Below are 17,757 nucleotides of genomic sequence, written 5' to 3' on the forward strand. Positions count from 1 at the left end.
CCGCTCGGCGGCGTCGAGCAGCGCCGTGCGGTCGGAGGCATTGCGTTCGGCGCTGAGCGCGGCGGGCATGGACCGGATCCGCGAAGTGTCCGGCCTGTCGCTGAAGCGGATCTACTCCATGTTCCCCACCAAGGAGTACCTCGTCGTGGCGATGCTGCGCCGCCGCGACGAGCGGTGGCGACAGGCGCTGGCCGAGCATGTCGAACGGTACGAGGACCCCACGCGGCGAGTGCTCGCGATCTTCGAGTGGCTTCGGGAGTGGTTCGGCGAGAACGGGTTTCGCGGCTGCGCGTGGATCAATATCCACGGTGAGCTCGGCGCCGACTCCCCGGCCGTGCTGGCGGAAGTGCGCTCGCACAAGGCGGCGTTTCGCACCATGATCGCCGAATGGGTGGACGCGACCGGGACCGACGCCGCCGACGCGATCTACCTGCTCGCCGAGGGGGCCATCGTCACCGCGGGCATCACCGGAGACCCCGAGATCGCGTCGGTAGCGGAATCCTCGGCCGCTCGGACACTTTCGGCCGCTCGGCCCGGCGAACCGAACGAACGACGGGCGCGCCGGGGCTGAGTTCAGCTCCAACCATTCGGCGTCCCTCGTTCCGACTCGCAGCCGCGCCCTTACGATCGCCCGCTTGCCGCCTCGGCCCCCGCCTCCGCGGCCGCCGCCACCCAGGCTGCGATGTCGGCGACCACAGCCTCGTCGACATGTTGTGGCGCTTCGTAATCCGACGGCGTGGACGGACCGCTTCCCGCGAAGAACATGTGGTCGTCGGATTCGTAGACGCGAATGTCCACGTCGCCTCGGCCGTCGAAAGCTTGCCGCCATCCGGCCAGATCGTCGGCGACGGTGACCTGATAATCGCGTCCGCCCTGAGCGATGAACATGGGCTTGCGCACCGCGAGCGCGGTGGCGACCGGGTCGTATTCGCGCAGGTCCAGCCAGGTGCCGGCCGCCAGCCCCAGGGGCAACTCACCGGCCGGAGTGGATTCGGACAAATCGGCGCGTTCCACTCGTTCGGCCTGGACGAGTAGTTCCCCGGGATCCGGCAGCACCGCTCGCGCGGACTCCGGCGCGACCGCCGTCAGATAACGGGCGACGCGCACGGCCGCGCGCTGCATCGGCTGAGTATCGGCGGCCAGCAGGATCACACCGGCGATCGCCGGTTCGGCCGCCGCGACGCGCGGGGCGTATCTGCCACCCATGCTGTGCCCGAGGACGAAGATCCGGCACGGATCGACATCGGCACGCGCCCGCAGGGCCCGCACGGCCGCGACCGCCGGCGGCACGTAATCGGCGGTCGGAGTGATGTCCGCCCAGTTCCCACCGCGCGCCGCTTCGAGATGACTCGGCTTGTCGAAGCGCAGCACGACAAGCCCGCCGGTCGCCAGGCCCCAGGCGATGTCCTTCATCGTCTTGTTCGCACCGGCTGTACCGTCTCGATCGAAAGGTCCACCGCCACTGAGCAATACGACCGCAGGATGCCGCGTGGCGGTTCGACGCGGAACGCTCACCGTGCCCGGGACCGGACCGACCGCGGTCTCGAGGGCGATCTCCTCCTCGTCGAACGCCGCCGAGTCGGCGTAGTGCGGCGGTTGCCACGGCGGCACATCGTGCGCGATGCGCAGGCCGCTCAGTTTCCCGCGCACGACCGACATGAGGATCGTCGCCTCCCGGTCCGGGACCGGCACCGCCACTACGCCGTCGCGAACCTCCGCGGCACCGGGCGTCGCACCCGGCCCGATCTCCCGATGCCAAGCGGCGGTGAGGTTTTCCGGCGACAGCAGTGCGCGCAGCGGAGTCCCGAAATGCTCGTAGGCCTCGCCGAATCGGCCCGCGCACAGCATCCGGACCACGGCCTCACCCACTGCGGCGTCGTTGCGGTTCATCGGGTCCTCCCTTACACCGCAGATCGCGGCAGGTATCGTTCTCAACTTTGAGAAAGGTAGCAAGAATGAGAATATTTGCCAATGGGACCGATCGAACTGCTGGCACATCCGGTGCGCCTGCGCATCGTGCACGCGATGTCCGGCGGCCATACGCTGACCACCGCGCAGTTGTGCGCGCGCCTTCCCGACGTCTCGAAGGCCACGATCTATCGCCACGTGGATCTCCTGACCGGTGGCGGGGTTCTCGAGGTGACCGAGGAGCGGCGGGTGCGCGGGGCGGTGGAGCGGCATTACCGGTTGCGCCGCGAGCGGGCCGTCATCGACACCGACGCGGTGGCCGCCGCGAGCCGTGACGAGCATCGCGCCGTCTTCACCACCGCGATGACCACCCTGCTCGCGGAGTTCAACGCCTATCTCGATCGCGAGAACGCCGATCCCGCAACCGACTCCGTCGGGTACCGCCAGCATGCCCTGTGGCTCGACTCGGACGAGCTGGCGGACCTCATCGCCGATTTGCGTGCCGCGATCGTTCCGCGCCTGCACAACGAGCCGGCCGACGGCCGGACACAATATTTGTTGAGCCCCATACTTTTTCCGATCGGCCACCCGCACACCGAGAGCCGGAACGGGGTCGGCACCACCGAGTGAGACGCAGCGGACACCGCATGGGGTGCCATGCCCCGGCCACTCCCCGATCCGCGCGCACTGCCCGAAATCGCCCCCCGATGAGGGCCCTGATCCGACCAACACCGACGCCGGAGCCCCCGCAGTCAGCTTCATCCTGACCACAAGCGCCGACAACACCTGACCGAGGAGAGCCTGCCGCTACGCGCAGTCTCCACCGTCCCCCGCGGTACGGTGGCCGCGTTTCCGTTTTACGCCGTAGGCTGCGGAGCGCGACCCTGTCCGCCTATCGGAGGAGTTGTGCATGGTGTTCGGGCTACCGAAATTGCCGCCGCTGCCGGTGGTGCGGGCCGTCGAGACCGTTCGCTACGCGCTCGGCGAAGCCTATCGGCGGTTGGCGCCGGCGCCGCTGTCGTTGATGGAGTTGCTGGCGGCGGGGTGGCTGGCGCAGGCGATTCACGCGGCGGCGGCACTGGGGATCGCCGATGAGCTGGCGCGGGGACCGCTCACCGGCGCCGAGCTGGCGCGGCGTGTGGGAGCGGACGAGGACGCGCTGCGCCGGCTGTTGCGGCTGCTCATCAGTCACGGCATCTTCGCTCAGCGGCGCGACGGACGGTACGGGCTCACCGCGCCCGCTCGTGCGCTGTGCAGCGACTCCCCGGAATCGCTGCGTGATGCCGCACTGTTCTTCGGCTCGGCCACGCACCGGGCGCATTGGACACATGTGGTCGATGCGGTGCGGACCGGCAAGCCGGTGGGGCCACAGCTGGACGGGGCGCCCTTCTTCGAATACATCCGCACCGACCGTCGATTCGGTGATCTGTTCGACCGCGCGATGACCAGCATCGGATCGCTCACCACGGAATCCTTGTTCGCCGCTTACGATTTCGGACGCTTTGCGACGATCGTGGACGTCGGCGGCGGACGCGGCGCGATGCTCTCCGAGATCCTCTCGCGCGCACCCGGCACCCGGGGCATCCTGTTCGACCTGCCCGATGTGGTGGCCGGTGCGGCGGAGCGGTTCGCGGCCGCCGGGTTCGACGGGCGAGCCCAGGTGGCGCCGGGGTCCTTCTTCGAATCGGTTCCCGCGGGAGCGGACGCGTATCTGCTCAAACACGTGATTCACGATTGGCCGGATGCGCGCGCCGAGCAGATCCTGCGCACCGTACGCGCCGCGATGGCCCCGGCCGCCCGGCTGATCATCGTGGAAATCGTGCTGCCCCAGGACAATCGGCCGCATCCGGGCAAGTACACCGACCTGGAGATGTTGATCAACAGCGGCGGCCGCGAGCGCAGCGCCGGTGACTACCGCGCTCTGCTCGCGCGCTGCGGTTTCGAGCTGACCCGCATCACCGAGACGGTGTCACCGGAATCCGTGATCGAGGCGCGACCGGTATAAGGGCCGCCCGCGCTATCGCGGACCGCGCGGCCGCCGGCGCGGATACGGGCGGACATTGCCGACATGCTGCTCGACCAGTTCGCCCCACCAATTGGCGAGGGAGCCGACCAGAAACCATGCGGCCCGGATTCGTTCGTCGTCGACCGTCTCGGCGTCGCGCAGCAGGACCGTGGCGCGCACCTGCGCGGCGGCGAGTCCGTCGACAGCCGCGCCGAGGGACCGCGCATGCGCCGGGGCGCCGGTGCGGTCGCTGACCCAGCGGTCGATGTGGACGACGATTTCCCTTCTACGGCAGTCGATCTCCGCTGCGCGCACCGGGGAGCGACGGCGGACGAGGTGGAGTTCGGCCAGTTGGCGGGCGGCCCGGGTGACCGGATGGTCGTCGGCCTGGTCGCCGATATGACCGCAGCAGGCGGCGAGTAGTTCGTGCCCGTCGGGTATTCCGGGGTGCAGTTCGGCGGCCGTGCCCGGGGCGCCCGTCCCCACGGCGCCCCGGTCCACCGCGGCGGCGCACCGGCCGCGCAGCCCACCCGGGCCGGTCCGCGCGGCGCGGCCGTACGGCTGCGGGGCGGCGGACATCGGATACCTCCGGAAGGGTCGTGGTTGCACCCGACGCCACGAACGAGACACCGGACCGCGAGCCCGACGCGGCAAGGGCAAACCGCGCCGGATCCGGTGTGCCGCACGATGCGAAGGGGGCAATCCTGCGGCGCCGGGTGCTACTCCCAAGCGTGCGCGCTCGCGGCGGCCCGGTCACTGCCCTTTCAGTGGCCTTCCGATGCCCCTGGGCCGTGAACCCCTGTCCGCCATGGGAACTATCGCCAGGTCACGGCCGTGACGATGAGAATCAGATACAACACCAGTACGAATACCACAGCCGGGATGACGGGATACGCGGGGGTGGCCGAATCCGACTCCCCGCCCGATTCACCGGACGACGCCGGACCGGCTCGGACAGGTTCGGGCGGCGACGGCGAGACCGATGTCCTGGTGAGGAACGAGCCTGCCGCCAGGGCCGGAAGTAGCAACAGTCCCACCGGTATCCACAGCAGCAGCGCCCACGGCAGCGGATGGTCCCACGGTCGGCTGAGCAACACATCGGCACCGACCGCGAGGGCCGCGAAACCCACGGTCGCGACGACGCTCCCCCGCACTCCCAGCACATTCGAGTAGTACCACTGCCCCGGCCTGACGTCGGCCACCGTCTTGCGCGCGAATTCGAAGTGCAGGAACGCGGCCGCGAAGATCAGTGCGACCCAGGCTGTCCGCCAACCACTTTCGACCTGACCGGTATCGATCGCCGAGCGCACGAGGTAGGCGATGATCCACAACTGCACCGGGTAGGTCACGGCCAGGTTCAGCAGCAGGTCGCCGCGTATCCGCGCCGACACGCTTTCCAGCCCCCACAGCGCGAGGCCGTACCCCATCGCGGCGACGACGAGGGCCGCGGACCACCACGACAGCAGCGACGACACCACGGTCAGCGCCACCGCGATCACCCCGATCGCGACCCACAGTTCGCCGACCCCTACCGCCCCCGTGACCAGCGGCCGCTCCGGATTGTGCACGCGGTCGTAGTCGAGGTCCTTGATCTCGTCCACCATGCGCAGATACAGCAGCAGGAGCGCGACGACGACGACGCGCACCGCCGTCGCCCATCCCGGGCGCCATGCGGAGTCCGGATGCGACACCACGGCCGCGGTGCCCTCCACAGCGCCGACGAACAGGACCGCGTAGAGCAGATGATGCGTTTCGTAGCGCGCGACGGTGAACCGCGCGATCCGCACGAGGGCCGATCCGGACGCTCGATATCGGTTCGCGGACACTTCCTGCTCCGACCGGCCGGCGGGCGCGGCGGAACCGCTCAGCATTCCGCCTCGTCGGTGTCGTAACGCAGGCCGATGCGCGCGGCCACCCCACCGCATTGGTGGATTTCGCAATCGATCTGTCCCGGAACGGAATCCGAGGCGCGCGCCACACATTCGGCGCGGTGGTCCAGTTCCACGAACCGCTCGAAGGAACTGGAGACCCCGATCAGCCGGCCCGGCTCCGACACCGCCATCGCGGTGACCGTCTGACGTGCCGCCTCGAGCAGCACACTGCCGGGCACGTGATCCACCGGGTGGTCGAACAGGATCGGATGCCCGGTGTCGATCACCAGCTCGGCGCCCGCCGCCGCGCCCACCCGTCGCAGCGGGCCGATCACCACATTGCGCGCGTTGGCCCGGCCCACGTCGGTCGCCTCGGCCGACTGCCCGGGTGGCAGCGCGGCGCCGATGTCGCCGAGCCCCAGTGCGGTGCGCAAACCGCCGCGCAGCGCCTCCCAGCGCGACGGCGACACCCAGGTGAAGGATCCGTCCACGATCATCAGCGGCACTCCCCCGCATTCGATGTCGAGCACCATATCCACACCCTGCAGCACCTCGCCGCGCCGATGGCGGCGCGAAATCTGCACCGACATCACAAGATCCGCGGGCGCGGGCCCGATCGCCCAGTTGTCGCTCTCGGCGACCGCACCGTTGAAGGTGCGCACCACGAAGCCGAAATCCTGTGGAACGCCGAAGTATTCGTGCGTGAGCGCGATTGCCGCCTGGCGGGCCGCCTCCATCACCAGCAGGGGGTCGTAGCTGCCGTCCCAGGGTGCCAGGTGGTCGCCGTAGAAGGCGTGCATGCGCGGTAGCTGGGCGCCGACCACGAATTCGTCGGACCGCGCGGCGTGCAGGGAGGTGACGAAGACTTCCGATACCGCGCAGCGGTGGGCGAGATGGCGGGAGATGGTGTGCACATGGCTCGCGGTCGGGATGGTCGCGGTGTCGATCGTCATGGTCGTGCCTCCAACCAGTCGTGTGCGGATACCGGGGGCAGGGTCTGGCGCCGCCCGCCGTTGCGCATGGGAAGTACCTGGGAGCCGAGGACGATGGCCGACCACGGATCGATCGAACGGCCCGTGGCCCAGGCGCGCCGCAACAGCAGCGCACAGTCCTCGTCCCGATCGGGATCGAAGTCCGCCGGAACGTCGCCGAGGTCGGCGAGCAGACGCGCGGTGGCGGCGGAACGCGTGAAAACCCGTGCGGGAGTGCGGGAGTACAGCTTCACGGCGCAGGCGGCGGCTTCGGCACCGCGGTCCTGCCCGGTCCCGATCTCACGCAGCACTCGCGCGCGGGTGTCGGTGTCGAAGTAGATCGCGAACTCCCGCAGCACATCGGCCGGATCGTCCGGCGAGTGCACCAGATTCAGCAGATAGCTGTATCTGCCCAGAACATAACGTAATTCGCCCGGCTGCCGCTTACCCGGATCGGTCGGTCCCTTGGCCGCCGTGAGCCGCACCGAGGTCGGCAGCGCCTCCGGTTCGCCGGAGACGACGAGGACCAGCGCGTCGGAAATCTCGGTCAGCAGATCGGCCAGTCGCCGCCGCTCCGGCGAGGCGATATTCCACGCGAAATACCACAGCGCGCGCACCAGATGCCGGTCGACCGCGCAGATACGGGACGCCACGACACGGAAGTCGTTGTCCCGCAACCACTGCAGGGTCGGTTCGACCGCCCGGGCCACGATCGCGTCCGGTTTCAGCAGCAGCAGTGAGTATCGGCGGGAGAATTCGGCCGCGTCGAGTCCGGCCGCACCGAGGTGGTCGACGGTCTCCTGGACGTAGGTGTCCTCGGCATAGGCGGCCGCCTTGTCCGGCAGCGGTGTCGACGCCGCCAGCAGTTGCGCCAGGTTCATCGGCTGCCTCCCGTCTTCGCGCCCGAGGTGAAGCGCGCCAGCACCTCCGGTACCGAGGGCAGCGGATCGCCGAGGTAGCCGCTTTCCAGGCAGTGGTCCAGGAGCACTCGCAGATACGGCTTGCCGGTCGCGGGACAATCCCGTCCGAGCAGGGCGTGGGTCGCGGTGGTGTCGAACAGCGGGCGGCGGGCGAAGTAGCTCGTATAGAGCGCGCCGATGCGCTGGAAGTATTCACGTTCCAGCGGTTCCAGGTCGTCCACCGAGAAGGTGGCTTCGGGAACGAAGGTCGCGACGTGGAAGGACGGATATTCGGCGAGGACGTCCGAGATATCGCGCAGCGACAGCGCATCGGCGCCGACGGCGTGAAAGGTCTGTCCCACAGCGGATTCGAAGTCGGTGGCGGCGGCGGTGATCACATCGGCGACGAAGTCGACCGGGGCGAGTGCGATCGTGGCGTCGTAGCGGCCGGGCAGCGAACGCAGTTTGCCCTCGACGATCAACTTCACCACCGTGTAGAGGTTCTTGTAGTCACGGATCACGCCGGTGCCGGCGGCGCCGGTGACGACACCGGGGCGCACGACCGCCCAGCGCAGTCCCGGTGTGCAACGCACCTGCCGTTCGGCACGGAACTTACTGTCCTCGTAGCCGTTTCCGAACGCTTGCCCGACGTCGAGTTCCGCCTCGGCGACGACACCGGTCCGCATCCCGCAGACATAGGCGGTGCTCACGTACACCAGCGGCACGTCCCAGCGCAGCGCCAGCTCGATCGCGTGCGCGGTGCCGCGCACGTTCAGTTCCTCGTAGTCGCCGGCGGTGGCATCGAAAGCGGTGGTCGCGGCGGCGTGCACGATCATGCCGACGCGGGAACCGAGTTCGGCGGCGTCGTGCCGGGACAGGCCGAACCCCAGCCGCCGGATATCGCCGCGCACCGTCTCGATGCCGTCCAGCTGCGAACCGTCGTTGCCGACGATCCGCGAAGTGCTGTGCAGCACACCGACAACGGGCCGTCCCGCCGCACCGAGGCGCGCCACCACCTCGGCGCCGACCAGGCCGCCCGCGCCGGTCACCAGTACGGCGTCGTGGCCGGTCACAATCCCACCCCCTCGATCAGAGTCACCACATCCCCGATGCGGCGCACGCCGGCCAGCTGTTCGGGGCGGTAGCGCGGTAGGTCGAAGGCCTGTTCGAGGACCAGCGTCAGCTCCATCAAGCGCAGCGAGTCGAAGCCGAGATCCTCGATCAGCCGCAACCGGTCACCCGGTTCGGCGGGCGGCGCCGGCGCCATCGCGACGACGAGTCGGCGAACCCGTTCCGCCACTGGGCTGTCCACATTCGTCATCACTGTCCTCCGTCGTGCTGGTGGGGTTGCTGCCCGCCCGAGCCGAGCAGGTCGCGGGCCTCGTCGAGGGGCAGTTCGGTGTCGAGGTAGGCGGCCGGGCGCAGCCAGTCGTAGCTGATGTCGAGGGTGCGCCGCCATTGCTCCCGCGAATCGAACGACGCCGGGAACTGCGTGCCACCGGCGATCTCTCGCACGGCCGCAGCGAGTTCGTCCAGCACGGCCAGCTCGTCCAGGCCGCTCGCACCCGATCCGAGGACCGCGGAGAAGCGCAGTGCCGACGCGCGGTCGACCAGCTCCCGCAGCGATCCCGCATCCGGCACCAGCGCGGTCAGCGTCGGACCGGGCGCGACGTCCGCGGGTAGCGGGTGAATACCGTAGGTGGACAGCACCATTCGCACACACATGGCGATCGTGCGATGCGCCGCGATATCGGCAACCGCACCCTGGCCCGCCTTGACCGCGCCCATCAGATCCTCGCGCGCGTTCTCCAGGACCACGTTCGACCAGACCACCTCCATCGCACAGGCGACGAAGCGCCGGGCCGGCAGCGGTGACAGGGTCGCGATATCCCCGTCCGCGCCGCCGCCGGCGAGTCCGAGCGCGGGCATCCGCGTGGACGGAATCGGCGTGACGGGGCGTAGCGGTTTGCACATGGCGAGCGCGGGACGCAGTATCTCGCCGCCGCGCAGAGCCAGTCCGACGAAGCCCAGGCGGACGAATTCGGCGAGTTCGGTCCCGATCGGCGACCGGCGCAGGATGTCGGCGACCGATTTGCGGGCGACGACGGCACGCCAGGCCGCGGCACCGCGAGCCGAGAGCGCGAAGACATCGGTGTCGTCGCGCAGGACATGGATCCGGTCCCCGATAGGCCAGGTGGTCACGCCGTCGATCCGGGCCAGCAGAATCCGGTCGGGATCATCGGCGACGTCCGCGATGCCGAATCGCCGAGCCAGTGCGAGCAGCTCGTCGAGTGTCGCGGTGTCCGGAAGACCACGGTAGGCGTCGATCAGCTCGGCGGCGCCCGGATCGACCGACGCTATTCGATCGAGCTGTCGCGGAAGCCATTTCGTCTCGATATAGGTTTCCCCGCGCGTCGCGCCCCACGATTTGACGGCTTGGAGCAGGCCGTCGCGGGCCCACCCGTCGGCTTCCGCGTCGGCGCCCATCGCGTGCAACGCGACCGCGAACCACAGCGCGTGCCGGCTGCGCCGAGCCCACCAGTCGGACACGGTCGCCGCGAAGGTGCCGGCGGGCAGCAGCGCCGACAACCCGTCCAGATCCACGGCCGCGCTCGACCGCACCACCGTCGCGTTCCGGAACCGCTGACACCGGTTCAGCACGTCCTCGTCGAGGTCACCGGCGCCGTCCGCACCGGCCACCCGCGCGAGTTGCGCCCGCAGTTGCGCCTCGGACCGGGTGCGGATCTCGATGCGACGGCCGTCGGCGAACACCACGGTCGGTAGCGTCGGCATCTCCTCGGCACCGGGTGCCACGATCAGGAAGTCGATATCGGAACCCTCGTTGCCGAACCCCTCCGCCAGCGACCCCTCGAACAGAGCGGCGGAATTCGGCGGGATCGAGACCGTTTCCAGTGCGGCGGCCAGCAGCCGCTCGGCACGATCGAGCGGCAGCGCGGGCTCGGTGGACAGACCCGTCGTGGTGGTGTCGGTGGCGGGATGTTCGGTGGCGCCCGCCAAACGCCCCTCGGTATACAGCTGCCACATGTGGCGGCGGCGCGGTTTGCCGCTCGAGGTGCGGCGGATGAAGCCGCGCGGTCCGGTGACGACGCCCACGGTGCCCGCGGGCCCCAGTTCGCCCCGCACCACGGTCCGGGCTCGGGCAATCCACTCCCCCGGCGCGGTTTCGGCGAACAGCACGATGCCGGGTGTGGCGCCGCCGGTCAGCGAGACCGCCGCGAGCTTGCCCTTGGTGATACCGGTTTCGCGGGCCACCCGCGATTCGATGTCCTCCATGAACACCGAACGTCCCCGGACCTTCAGGCTCGTGCCCATCCGGCCCAGCACGAATACCTCGTCGTGATACCGGAATCCGGCGTCGCCGGTGTAGAGCCGGCCGTCGGTGATGCGTGTTGCGCCGCCAGTGCCGTCGGTATAGCCGAGTGCGACCGAATCGCCGATCACCACCATCTCCCCGAGCACCCCGTCGGGCAGTTCGCGGCCGTCCTCGTCCACGACCACGACGGTGGATTCGGGAGTGGAGAAGCCGAGGCCGGTGATCCAGCCCGGGCCGCTCACCCACCGATCGTCGGCGAGTGCGACCTCCGCGACGACTCGCACCCGCTCACCGGGCCGCAGGGTCGCCGTATCGAGGCGCAAGGCCGTCAGCGGCCGGTCACGCGCCGAGGAGGTGACCATCAGCGTGGCCTCGGCCAGACCGTAGGCGAGGGTGTAGGCCCGGGCGGAAAAGCCGCGCGCGCCGGTGAGTTCGGCGAACGACCGCAGATCCTCGACTTCGACCGGTTCGGAACCGACCGCGAGGGTCCGCCATCCGGACAGGTCCAGATCGGCGATGTCGTCCGGGGAAACGCGGTGTGCGACATAGCCGAGGGCGAACGACGGCGACGGCGAATGCTGGGCGTGCGCCATCGCCCGCAGCCAGCGCGCGGGATCGCGCACGAACTGATCGGGCCGCATCAGATACAGGTCCCCCTGATTGGCGACCGTGGTGAGGAATGCGCCGACGAGGCCCATATCGTGGTAGAGCGGCAGCCAGGAGACCATCGCCTCGCCGGGCCGCCAGTCGATCAGCCGGCTGATCATCCGGATGTTGTTGGCCAGGTTGTGCCACGACACGCGCACCCCGCGCGGGGTTCCGGTCGACCCGGAGGTGAATTGCAGCAGTGCCGTCTCGGCCACGGGCGCGAGCGTCCGTTCGGCGGGCGTCCCGGTTTCGGCCACGACGACCGGTTCGTCGGCGCGCCCGGCCGCGGTCATCGCCTGCCGGACCAGCGCTTCCAGCTCCACCGAGGTGACGACCACGCGGGGCGCGGCTTGGTCGAGTATCGCCGCGACATGCGCGACATACTGCTCCACATCGGCGAACATCGGCGGCGCGATGGGCGTGAACACCCCGCCGCAGGCCCAGACGGCGTAAAACGCGGCGACACAGGGGAATCCGGTCGGCATGACGACGCAGACGCCGGCCTCGTCATCGCCCGCGAGCCCCCGTTCGCGCAGCCGGCCCGCGACCGACCAGGTCAGCTCGGCGAGCTCCGCGTAGCTGCGGAACTGCCAGCCGTCCGCTTCGTCGGCGAGGTGGATGCCGGTGGCGGTGGCGGGATTCACCAGCCAGCCGCGCACCAATTCCTGGTCGTCGCCGGTCGTCGGCAGTTCACTGGGCATCGCTTGCCTCCCCTTCATCGAGCACGGTGACGGTTCCGCTGCTGCCGTCGACCCGCAACGGCATACCGGTACGAACGGATCTGGTGACGCCCGGAATCTGCACCACCGTCGGCACGCCGAGCTCGCGCGCGACGATGGCGACATGGGTGAGCGGGCTGCCGCGCTCGACGACCAGTGCGGTCGCCGACGGCAACACCGCCACCCAGCCCGGATCGGTTCGATAGGTGACGAGCACACCGCCCGCCACATCGCGCGGTTCGTCGACCACCACCGCCGGTCCCGTCCCGATACCGCCGCCCGACGGCGTCCCGGTGAAGACCGCGCCCGCGGTCGCCGCCGGAGTGTCGGTGATCGGCACCCAGCCGACCGCCGCGAGTTCGGCCGGACCGAAACCACCGCCATGGGTGACGAAGCGGGCCGGCGCGACCAGGCGCGCGTCGGCGGCGCGCTGCTGTTTGCGGGCGGCGACCACCGCGCGCAGACCGGCCGTCTCGCCGCCCTCGTAGCAGCTGCGCAGTTGCGGCAGCGTCAGGTAGAACACATCGGAGAATTCGTCGATGATATTGCGCCGCACCAGGTCTCGTCCCATGATTCGGATTGTTCGCTTGACCATGCCGAAGGCGCGGGTACGGCAGAAGCGCAGACTCTCCCGATGCGCGGCACAGCGAGCCACCTTGCGCCGCAGACGTTCATAGATCGCACGGCGCCAACCACGCAGGTGCGCATCGAGATATCGTTGCGCGTCGTCGGCGGCGCGGTCCTCCTGTTCCGGTAGCGCCGCCAGCACCATGACGAACAGGCCCGACGGATCCTCCCGCAGATCCGGCGTCTCGAGCTTCAGTTCGTCGAGGCTGCGATAGCCGTAGCGGTCGATGTATTCGTCGACGCGCGCCCGGAATTCGTCGTGGCCCGCCGTCACCAGCGCGTCGTACACACCTTCCGGGGCAGTGCTTTCCAGTAGTTTGCGCAGTTCGGCGTTCTCGCGGACGGTGGCGGCGAGGGCGGACATCGCGCGGGCCGGCTCGGCGGATTCGACGTCGGCCCCGGGCCCCGCGACGGCGTAGAGGAACCACTCCGGCGCCTTCGGCAGGAATAGCCGGGTGAGCACGTACAGCAGGCCGGTGAGGGTCAGCAGCATCGCGTCCAGAACCATCATCGGACCCCAGCGGTGCACCAGCTCCCGATCGAGTTCGCGATAGCGGGCGTAGGCCTGGGCGCCGGTGTCGGCGCTGTCGTCATGGGATTCGAAATCGTCGTAGACGCGGTAGAAATCGTCGAGGAACCGCCGCATCATGGCGTCGATCCCGGCGATGCGGCGCAGATAGATCGCGGTGGTGCGCGTCCGGGACAGCACTCGCCGCACCGGATTGCCGAAAGTGAACGGGCGCAGCGTCTTAGCGATGTCGTCGGGCAGTGGTTCGGCCACGCCGAGCGCGGCCTCGAGGACACGGCGGTTGAGCGGATAGCCGGGCGCGATGCCGACCATCCGGTACCAGTGCAGCAGGTTGTAGTAGACGCGGCCGTGGAAGTAGCCGAGCAGCACCGGAGTCCAGCTGTCGGTCTGCGCAACCTGCGCCCGCGGCGCGCCCAGGGATTCGGCGTATCCGCGATACACCCGGCCGTAGATATCGGCCGCGGTGGTGAAGGTGAGCGGTGAGGTGATCCCGCTGAAACTCTCGATGATGTTGGAGTTGTCCCAGATTCGCAGGTCGCCGTCCGGCACCGCCTCCCCGGCGCCGCGCAACGAATCTCCGACCGCGGTGGTCACCGGGCGTGCCTGCAGCACCCAGAGCCGGCCTTCCGCATCGAAGGCCCATTCGACGTCCTGCGGGGCGCCGGTCGAGCTCTCGATCCGACGGCCGACCTCGATCAGCCGGGTCACCTGATCCGGAGTGAGCGCCGGTCGTGAACGCAGCGCGGGATCGACCTCCACCGCGATGCAGCCCTGGTCGCCGTCGGGTCGGTAGCGAGTCGCCTTCTCTCCCAAGGTCGTATCGATGACTTCGCCCGAAAACTTGTCCACGACATAGGTATCGGCGTCCACCGAACCGGAGACCAGCCCTTCGCCCAGTCCGTAGACGGCACTGATCAGCATCCGGTCCGTAGCGCAGGTGCTCGGATCGCAGGTGAACAGCACACCGCTGGCCTCCGCCGCGATCAGGCGTTGCACGATGACCGCCGGCATCTCCGGAAGCGCCAGTCCGTGCGCGAAACAGTAGGTGATCACCCGCGGCGACAACGCCGAGGCCCAGCAGGCCGTCACCACCGAGGCGATCGCCTCGGCGCCGGAGACGTTCAGGAACGAATCGAATTGCCCGGCAAACGAATACGTGGTTCCGTCCTCCACAGCCGCAGACGACCGGACCGCCACCGGCCCACGGCCGAGACGCCGCCACACCTCGTCCATCGCGCCGACGAGAGCATCCGGAGGTGTGGCGGTCATGATGCTCGCGCGCAGCCGGGCGCCGCGGATCAGCGCCTCGTCGAGGTCGGTGGCGACCACGAAATCCGCTGCCGCCGTGACGATCTCGGACGGCATGTGCTCGAACAGCGCCGGCTCGACGACCAGCCAATCCGGCACCGGCAACGCCGCATCGCGCAACCGACGCAGCCCGGCCGCCTTCCCGCCCGCCTCCGCGGCTTCGGCAAGGCTCGCTTCGGATTCGTGCACCAGGTCTCCTGTCATCGCGGACCGTGCGCCTGCCCAGCGGTCGCTCGCAGAGTTCGTAACGATATATCTGAAGTGTCGACGTTTCGGAATACCGGTGATCACGTATCCGGCATGCCGCGATGCACAGGCGGTCACCACGGCGTTGTCTCGATATACCGGCCCCGCTCACCGGTGTTAACCGAATTCCGAACAAGATCGGCTGGCCGCCCGCCGGGTGCGCGGCTACGCTACGTTGAGGCTCGTGACGTTCGGTGGAGGGTGTAATTCGGCGTGAGTTGGACATTCACACCGGACGAGTTCGCGCACATCTGGCGCGAGACCGACCTCGATCGCCATCCCTTCCCGCTTCGCATTCTCGAGTCACCCCGCACCGAGGACGAGGCGGCCACCTTGCGCAAGACCCTCGAGGTACAGCTGCCGCTCGGCGCGGACCCCGACCTGTCCGCCTGTCTGCGCATCCTCGCCGCGCCGCACACCCGCGTGGTCGCGATCGGGGGCGCGCACAGCGCGGGAACCGAAATCCGGGCGGTGGCGGCGGCGATCTACGACCACGCCGTACTCGCGATCCAGGAACCGGGACGCACACCCGGATTCGGCGGATCCATCCGCTTGTCGATCGGTCACACCGCCAAACTGGGCGCCCGCATCGCCGCCCTGCTGCCCGAGTGCCCGGCCGGAGGCGAACCCGCACGCTCGGCGCCGAGCGAAGCGGTGCGCGACGACGACTGCCCACGGCCGACCTCGCCGCCGGCGCCGCGCATACGCCGCCTGCTGCTGAAACCGCATACCGCCGAGGGACATATCCGCATCGAATCCGGATTGGACCGGGCCACACCACCCCCACCGCTGTACTACACCTGGATCGACGTCGCCGACGACGGGCGCTATCTCATCAAGGCGGGCGACGAAGTCCACATCGTGCCCGCGAGCCGGCAGCAGATCGGCGCTCATCTGCAAAAACGCATTCCGCGATGACTGTGGCATGCACGGATTCGGGCAACTCGGGCTGACCGGACATCGCCGGAACCAGTAAGCTGGGTCGACCTGCAGCCTCACCGGGAAGCCGCCTCGGCCATCCCTCATCGGGCTGTGTGATTACAGCCCAATGGGGAGCCCTACGTGGTAATGCTCCGCTGCCGCCTTCGGGCGTTCCCCATTAGGCTGATCGGACCGACCGATCTCAGGGGTGCGCATGACGATCGAGACCAGCCAGGCCGATATCACCCGTTTCCTGCAGGCCGCGCGTGGGGGAACCGTCACCTTCGATCCTGCGGCCGCGCGTGGGTGCGCGGAGATCTATCAGCAGCAGGCCGACCGGCTTCGGGAACTACAGCAGCGCCTCGATTCGGTGTCGCAGCTCAGCGGCTTCGGAGGCTTCTTCTCCGCGCAGCAGCTGCAGGCCGGCTTCGGCCGTAAGGCGCGCGATGCGGCCGAACTGCTCGACCAGTACATTGCCGCCGCCTACCGCATGAAAGAGGCCTTCCTGACCAGCGCCGGGCTCTACGAGGAGGCCGATTCCGCGCATGCGGCCGCGCTGCGGGCGATCTCCTCCGGACTGTCGCGATGAGTGCCGAATTCCGTTACGGGCCGGCCGCTTCGCACACCGACCCCCAATACATCAGCGCCATGGAACATTTCGAGTCGATGACGCATGAGCAGATCCACACCGGAACCGAGAAGATCGAGGCCGGTGAGATTCTGCAGGCCTCGCTGATCTGGTTGGAGGCGGCCGCCACGCTGACCGGATCCATGCCCGCCACCCGATCGCAGGCCGAACGAATCATGGATCACGCCGGATGGCAGGGCCCGGCCGCCGAGGCCGCCGCCGCGAGCGCGCACAGCTTCGCCGCCTCCGTCGACGAGTTGGCCGCTGTCTTCGGTGAGGTCGGTGCTCGGCTCGGGGCGGTCGCCGGAGCCGCGGAAGCTGTCAAAATGGCGGTACCGCCGCCGGGCGATTCCGGACCGGTGGGCGCCATCGCCCGGGTGCTCGAGGCCGCGCATGTGATCGATGCGCGCATCGCCCAGGAGGTCATGCGTCAAGAGGCGATTCTGACGATGAACATGATCTACAAACCGGCCTACTCCGCCGCGGGCACCGCGGTCCCGGCCCTGCCCGAACCCCCGGCACAAGCCGACCCCGGCGGACCGCGCCCCAGCGCTCCCGCAAGCCCGGACGGCGACCGGCCGCAATCACACCAAAGCCCCACCGCCCCACTGCCTTCCGAGCCGGAGCCCTCGACACCCGATCAGGCACCGGACTCGGCCACTGCCCCCGGCACACCCACGCCGCACTCGCCGTCTGCACCCACGCCGCCGTCGCCATCCGCATCCACGCCGCAATCGCCGTCTGCACCTGCACCCGCACCTGCACCCGCACCCGCACCCGCACCCGCACCCGAGAGCCCAGCTCCCGCACCTTCGCAGACGCAACCCGCGCCCGCGCCCGGCGACCCGGCACCGAGTCCCTCGGCGCCACCCCCCGCCGCACCGACACACGATCCGGGCCCGGCGCCGACCCCGGCGCCCCCGACCTCCTCCGCTCCTACCTCGCCCGACCCGACGCAGGCGCCCGCACCGTCCGGTCCGGACAGTTCGGTGCCGCCGGGTCCACCGCCGCCCGATCCGAATGCCGCGCCGCCGGCCACCACCGCACCGGCTCCCCCGCCACCCTCCGGCACACTCGAACGGCGCATCCAGCTCGCCGACAACGAAGCGATCATGTACGGGCCAGCACCCGGCACCACCAGCA

General features: G+C 69.4%; 15 protein-coding genes. 6 read left to right on the forward strand and 9 right to left on the reverse strand.

Annotated elements, in window-relative coordinates:
• Nucleotides 1-571, forward strand: a 571-nt coding sequence (locus A5780_RS40630; protein ID WP_064907812.1) for a TetR/AcrR family transcriptional regulator, incomplete at its 5' end; no start/stop codon positions are given.
• A 50-nt stretch (nucleotides 572-621) separates the two neighbouring features.
• On the opposite strand, the gene A5780_RS04705 is transcribed toward A5780_RS40630, so the two are convergent.
• Nucleotides 622-1,890, reverse strand: a complete 1,269-nt coding sequence (locus A5780_RS04705; protein ID WP_064907813.1) for a S9 family peptidase — start codon at nucleotides 1,888-1,890, stop codon at nucleotides 622-624.
• An 81-nt stretch (nucleotides 1,891-1,971) separates the two neighbouring features.
• On the opposite strand from A5780_RS04705, the gene A5780_RS04710 reads away from it, so the two are divergent.
• On the forward strand, nucleotides 1,972-2,538 hold the full coding sequence (locus tag A5780_RS04710) for a helix-turn-helix domain-containing protein (RefSeq protein ID WP_064907814.1): 567 nt from the start codon (nucleotides 1,972-1,974) through the stop codon (nucleotides 2,536-2,538).
• 280 nt (nucleotides 2,539-2,818) lie between these two features.
• The gene (locus A5780_RS04715; protein ID WP_064902921.1) at nucleotides 2,819-3,913 is read left to right on the forward strand and encodes a methyltransferase; all 1,095 of its coding nucleotides are present in this window, start codon (nucleotides 2,819-2,821) and stop codon (nucleotides 3,911-3,913) included.
• Between the two features lie 12 nt (nucleotides 3,914-3,925).
• Here A5780_RS04715 and A5780_RS04720 read toward each other — a convergent pair whose 3' ends face one another.
• The 8 genes from A5780_RS04720 to A5780_RS04755 all read right to left on the reverse strand — a co-directional run bounded on the left by A5780_RS04720 (nucleotide 3,926) and on the right by A5780_RS04755 (nucleotide 15,008).
• Complete coding sequence (locus A5780_RS04720) at nucleotides 3,926-4,492, reverse strand: hypothetical protein (RefSeq protein WP_082976287.1); 567 nt, start codon at nucleotides 4,490-4,492, stop codon at nucleotides 3,926-3,928.
• 236 nt (nucleotides 4,493-4,728) lie between these two features.
• Nucleotides 4,729-5,784, reverse strand: a complete 1,056-nt coding sequence (locus tag A5780_RS04725) for a hypothetical protein (protein ID WP_156769364.1) — start codon at nucleotides 5,782-5,784, stop codon at nucleotides 4,729-4,731.
• Nucleotides 5,778-6,737 carry a ScbA/BarX family gamma-butyrolactone biosynthesis protein gene (locus A5780_RS04730; RefSeq protein ID WP_064907815.1) on the reverse strand — a complete coding sequence of 320 codons (960 nt, stop codon included), beginning with the start codon at nucleotides 6,735-6,737 and terminating at the stop codon, nucleotides 5,778-5,780. The genes A5780_RS04725 and A5780_RS04730 overlap by 7 nt, the downstream gene beginning before the upstream one ends.
• The gene (locus tag A5780_RS04735) at nucleotides 6,734-7,636 is read right to left on the reverse strand and encodes a nucleoside-diphosphate kinase (protein WP_064907816.1); all 903 of its coding nucleotides are present in this window, start codon (nucleotides 7,634-7,636) and stop codon (nucleotides 6,734-6,736) included. The genes A5780_RS04730 and A5780_RS04735 overlap by 4 nt, the downstream gene beginning before the upstream one ends.
• Nucleotides 7,633-8,727 (reverse strand): SDR family oxidoreductase, encoded by a 1,095-nt coding sequence (locus tag A5780_RS04740; RefSeq protein WP_063017699.1) that lies wholly within the window; start codon nucleotides 8,725-8,727, stop codon nucleotides 7,633-7,635. Before A5780_RS04740 ends, A5780_RS04735 begins: the two co-directional genes overlap by 4 nt.
• A complete protein-coding gene (locus A5780_RS04745) occupies nucleotides 8,724-8,975 on the reverse strand; it encodes an acyl carrier protein (protein WP_063017697.1) in 252 nt (83 codons plus the stop codon). The genes A5780_RS04740 and A5780_RS04745 overlap by 4 nt, the downstream gene beginning before the upstream one ends.
• Nucleotides 8,975-12,337 (reverse strand): AMP-binding protein, encoded by a 3,363-nt coding sequence (locus A5780_RS04750; RefSeq protein WP_064907817.1) that lies wholly within the window; start codon nucleotides 12,335-12,337, stop codon nucleotides 8,975-8,977. Before A5780_RS04750 ends, A5780_RS04745 begins: the two co-directional genes overlap by 1 nt.
• Nucleotides 12,327-15,008 (reverse strand): phosphoenolpyruvate synthase, encoded by a 2,682-nt coding sequence (locus tag A5780_RS04755; protein ID WP_231982852.1) that lies wholly within the window; start codon nucleotides 15,006-15,008, stop codon nucleotides 12,327-12,329. Before A5780_RS04755 ends, A5780_RS04750 begins: the two co-directional genes overlap by 11 nt.
• Before the next feature lie 270 nt (nucleotides 15,009-15,278).
• Here A5780_RS04755 and A5780_RS04760 point away from each other — a divergent pair, with 270 nt between their 5' ends.
• From A5780_RS04760 to A5780_RS04770, 3 genes are all read left to right on the forward strand, one after another.
• Nucleotides 15,279-15,983 (forward strand): ESX secretion-associated protein EspG, encoded by a 705-nt coding sequence (locus A5780_RS04760; RefSeq protein ID WP_064907819.1) that lies wholly within the window; start codon nucleotides 15,279-15,281, stop codon nucleotides 15,981-15,983.
• Nucleotides 15,984-16,200: 217 nt separating this feature from the next.
• Entirely contained in the window at nucleotides 16,201-16,575 is a 375-nt protein-coding gene (locus A5780_RS04765; RefSeq protein ID WP_030512751.1) for a hypothetical protein, read from the forward strand.
• Nucleotides 16,572-17,757: hypothetical protein (locus tag A5780_RS04770; RefSeq protein ID WP_064907820.1), on the forward strand; the 1,186-nt coding region annotated here is incomplete at its 3' end. The genes A5780_RS04765 and A5780_RS04770, both read left to right, overlap by 4 nt.

This window comes from Nocardia sp. 852002-20019_SCH5090214 (assembly GCF_001665865.1).
Taxonomy (GTDB): domain Bacteria; phylum Actinomycetota; class Actinomycetes; order Mycobacteriales; family Mycobacteriaceae; genus Nocardia; species Nocardia nova.

What these genes read in the sequence shown, in the direction of transcription:
- A5780_RS04705 (WP_064907813.1), bottom strand. Translation starts at nt 1,890, where the DNA reads ATGAACCGCAACGACGCCGCAGTGGGTGAGGCCGTGGTCCGGATGCTG.
- A5780_RS04710 (WP_064907814.1), top strand. Translation starts at nt 1,972, where the DNA reads ATGGGACCGATCGAACTGCTGGCACATCCGGTGCGCCTGCGCATCGTG.
- A5780_RS04715 (WP_064902921.1), top strand. Translation starts at nt 2,819, where the DNA reads ATGGTGTTCGGGCTACCGAAATTGCCGCCGCTGCCGGTGGTGCGGGCC.
- A5780_RS04720 (WP_082976287.1), bottom strand. Translation starts at nt 4,492, where the DNA reads ATGTCCGCCGCCCCGCAGCCGTACGGCCGCGCCGCGCGGACCGGCCCG.
- A5780_RS04725 (WP_156769364.1), bottom strand. Translation starts at nt 5,784, where the DNA reads ATGCTGAGCGGTTCCGCCGCGCCCGCCGGCCGGTCGGAGCAGGAAGTG.
- A5780_RS04730 (WP_064907815.1), bottom strand. Translation starts at nt 6,737, where the DNA reads ATGACGATCGACACCGCGACCATCCCGACCGCGAGCCATGTGCACACC.
- A5780_RS04735 (WP_064907816.1), bottom strand. Translation starts at nt 7,636, where the DNA reads ATGAACCTGGCGCAACTGCTGGCGGCGTCGACACCGCTGCCGGACAAG.
- A5780_RS04745 (WP_063017697.1), bottom strand. Translation starts at nt 8,975, where the DNA reads ATGACGAATGTGGACAGCCCAGTGGCGGAACGGGTTCGCCGACTCGTC.
- A5780_RS04750 (WP_064907817.1), bottom strand. Translation starts at nt 12,337, where the DNA reads ATGCCCAGTGAACTGCCGACGACCGGCGACGACCAGGAATTGGTGCGC.
- A5780_RS04765 (WP_030512751.1), top strand. Translation starts at nt 16,201, where the DNA reads ATGACGATCGAGACCAGCCAGGCCGATATCACCCGTTTCCTGCAGGCC.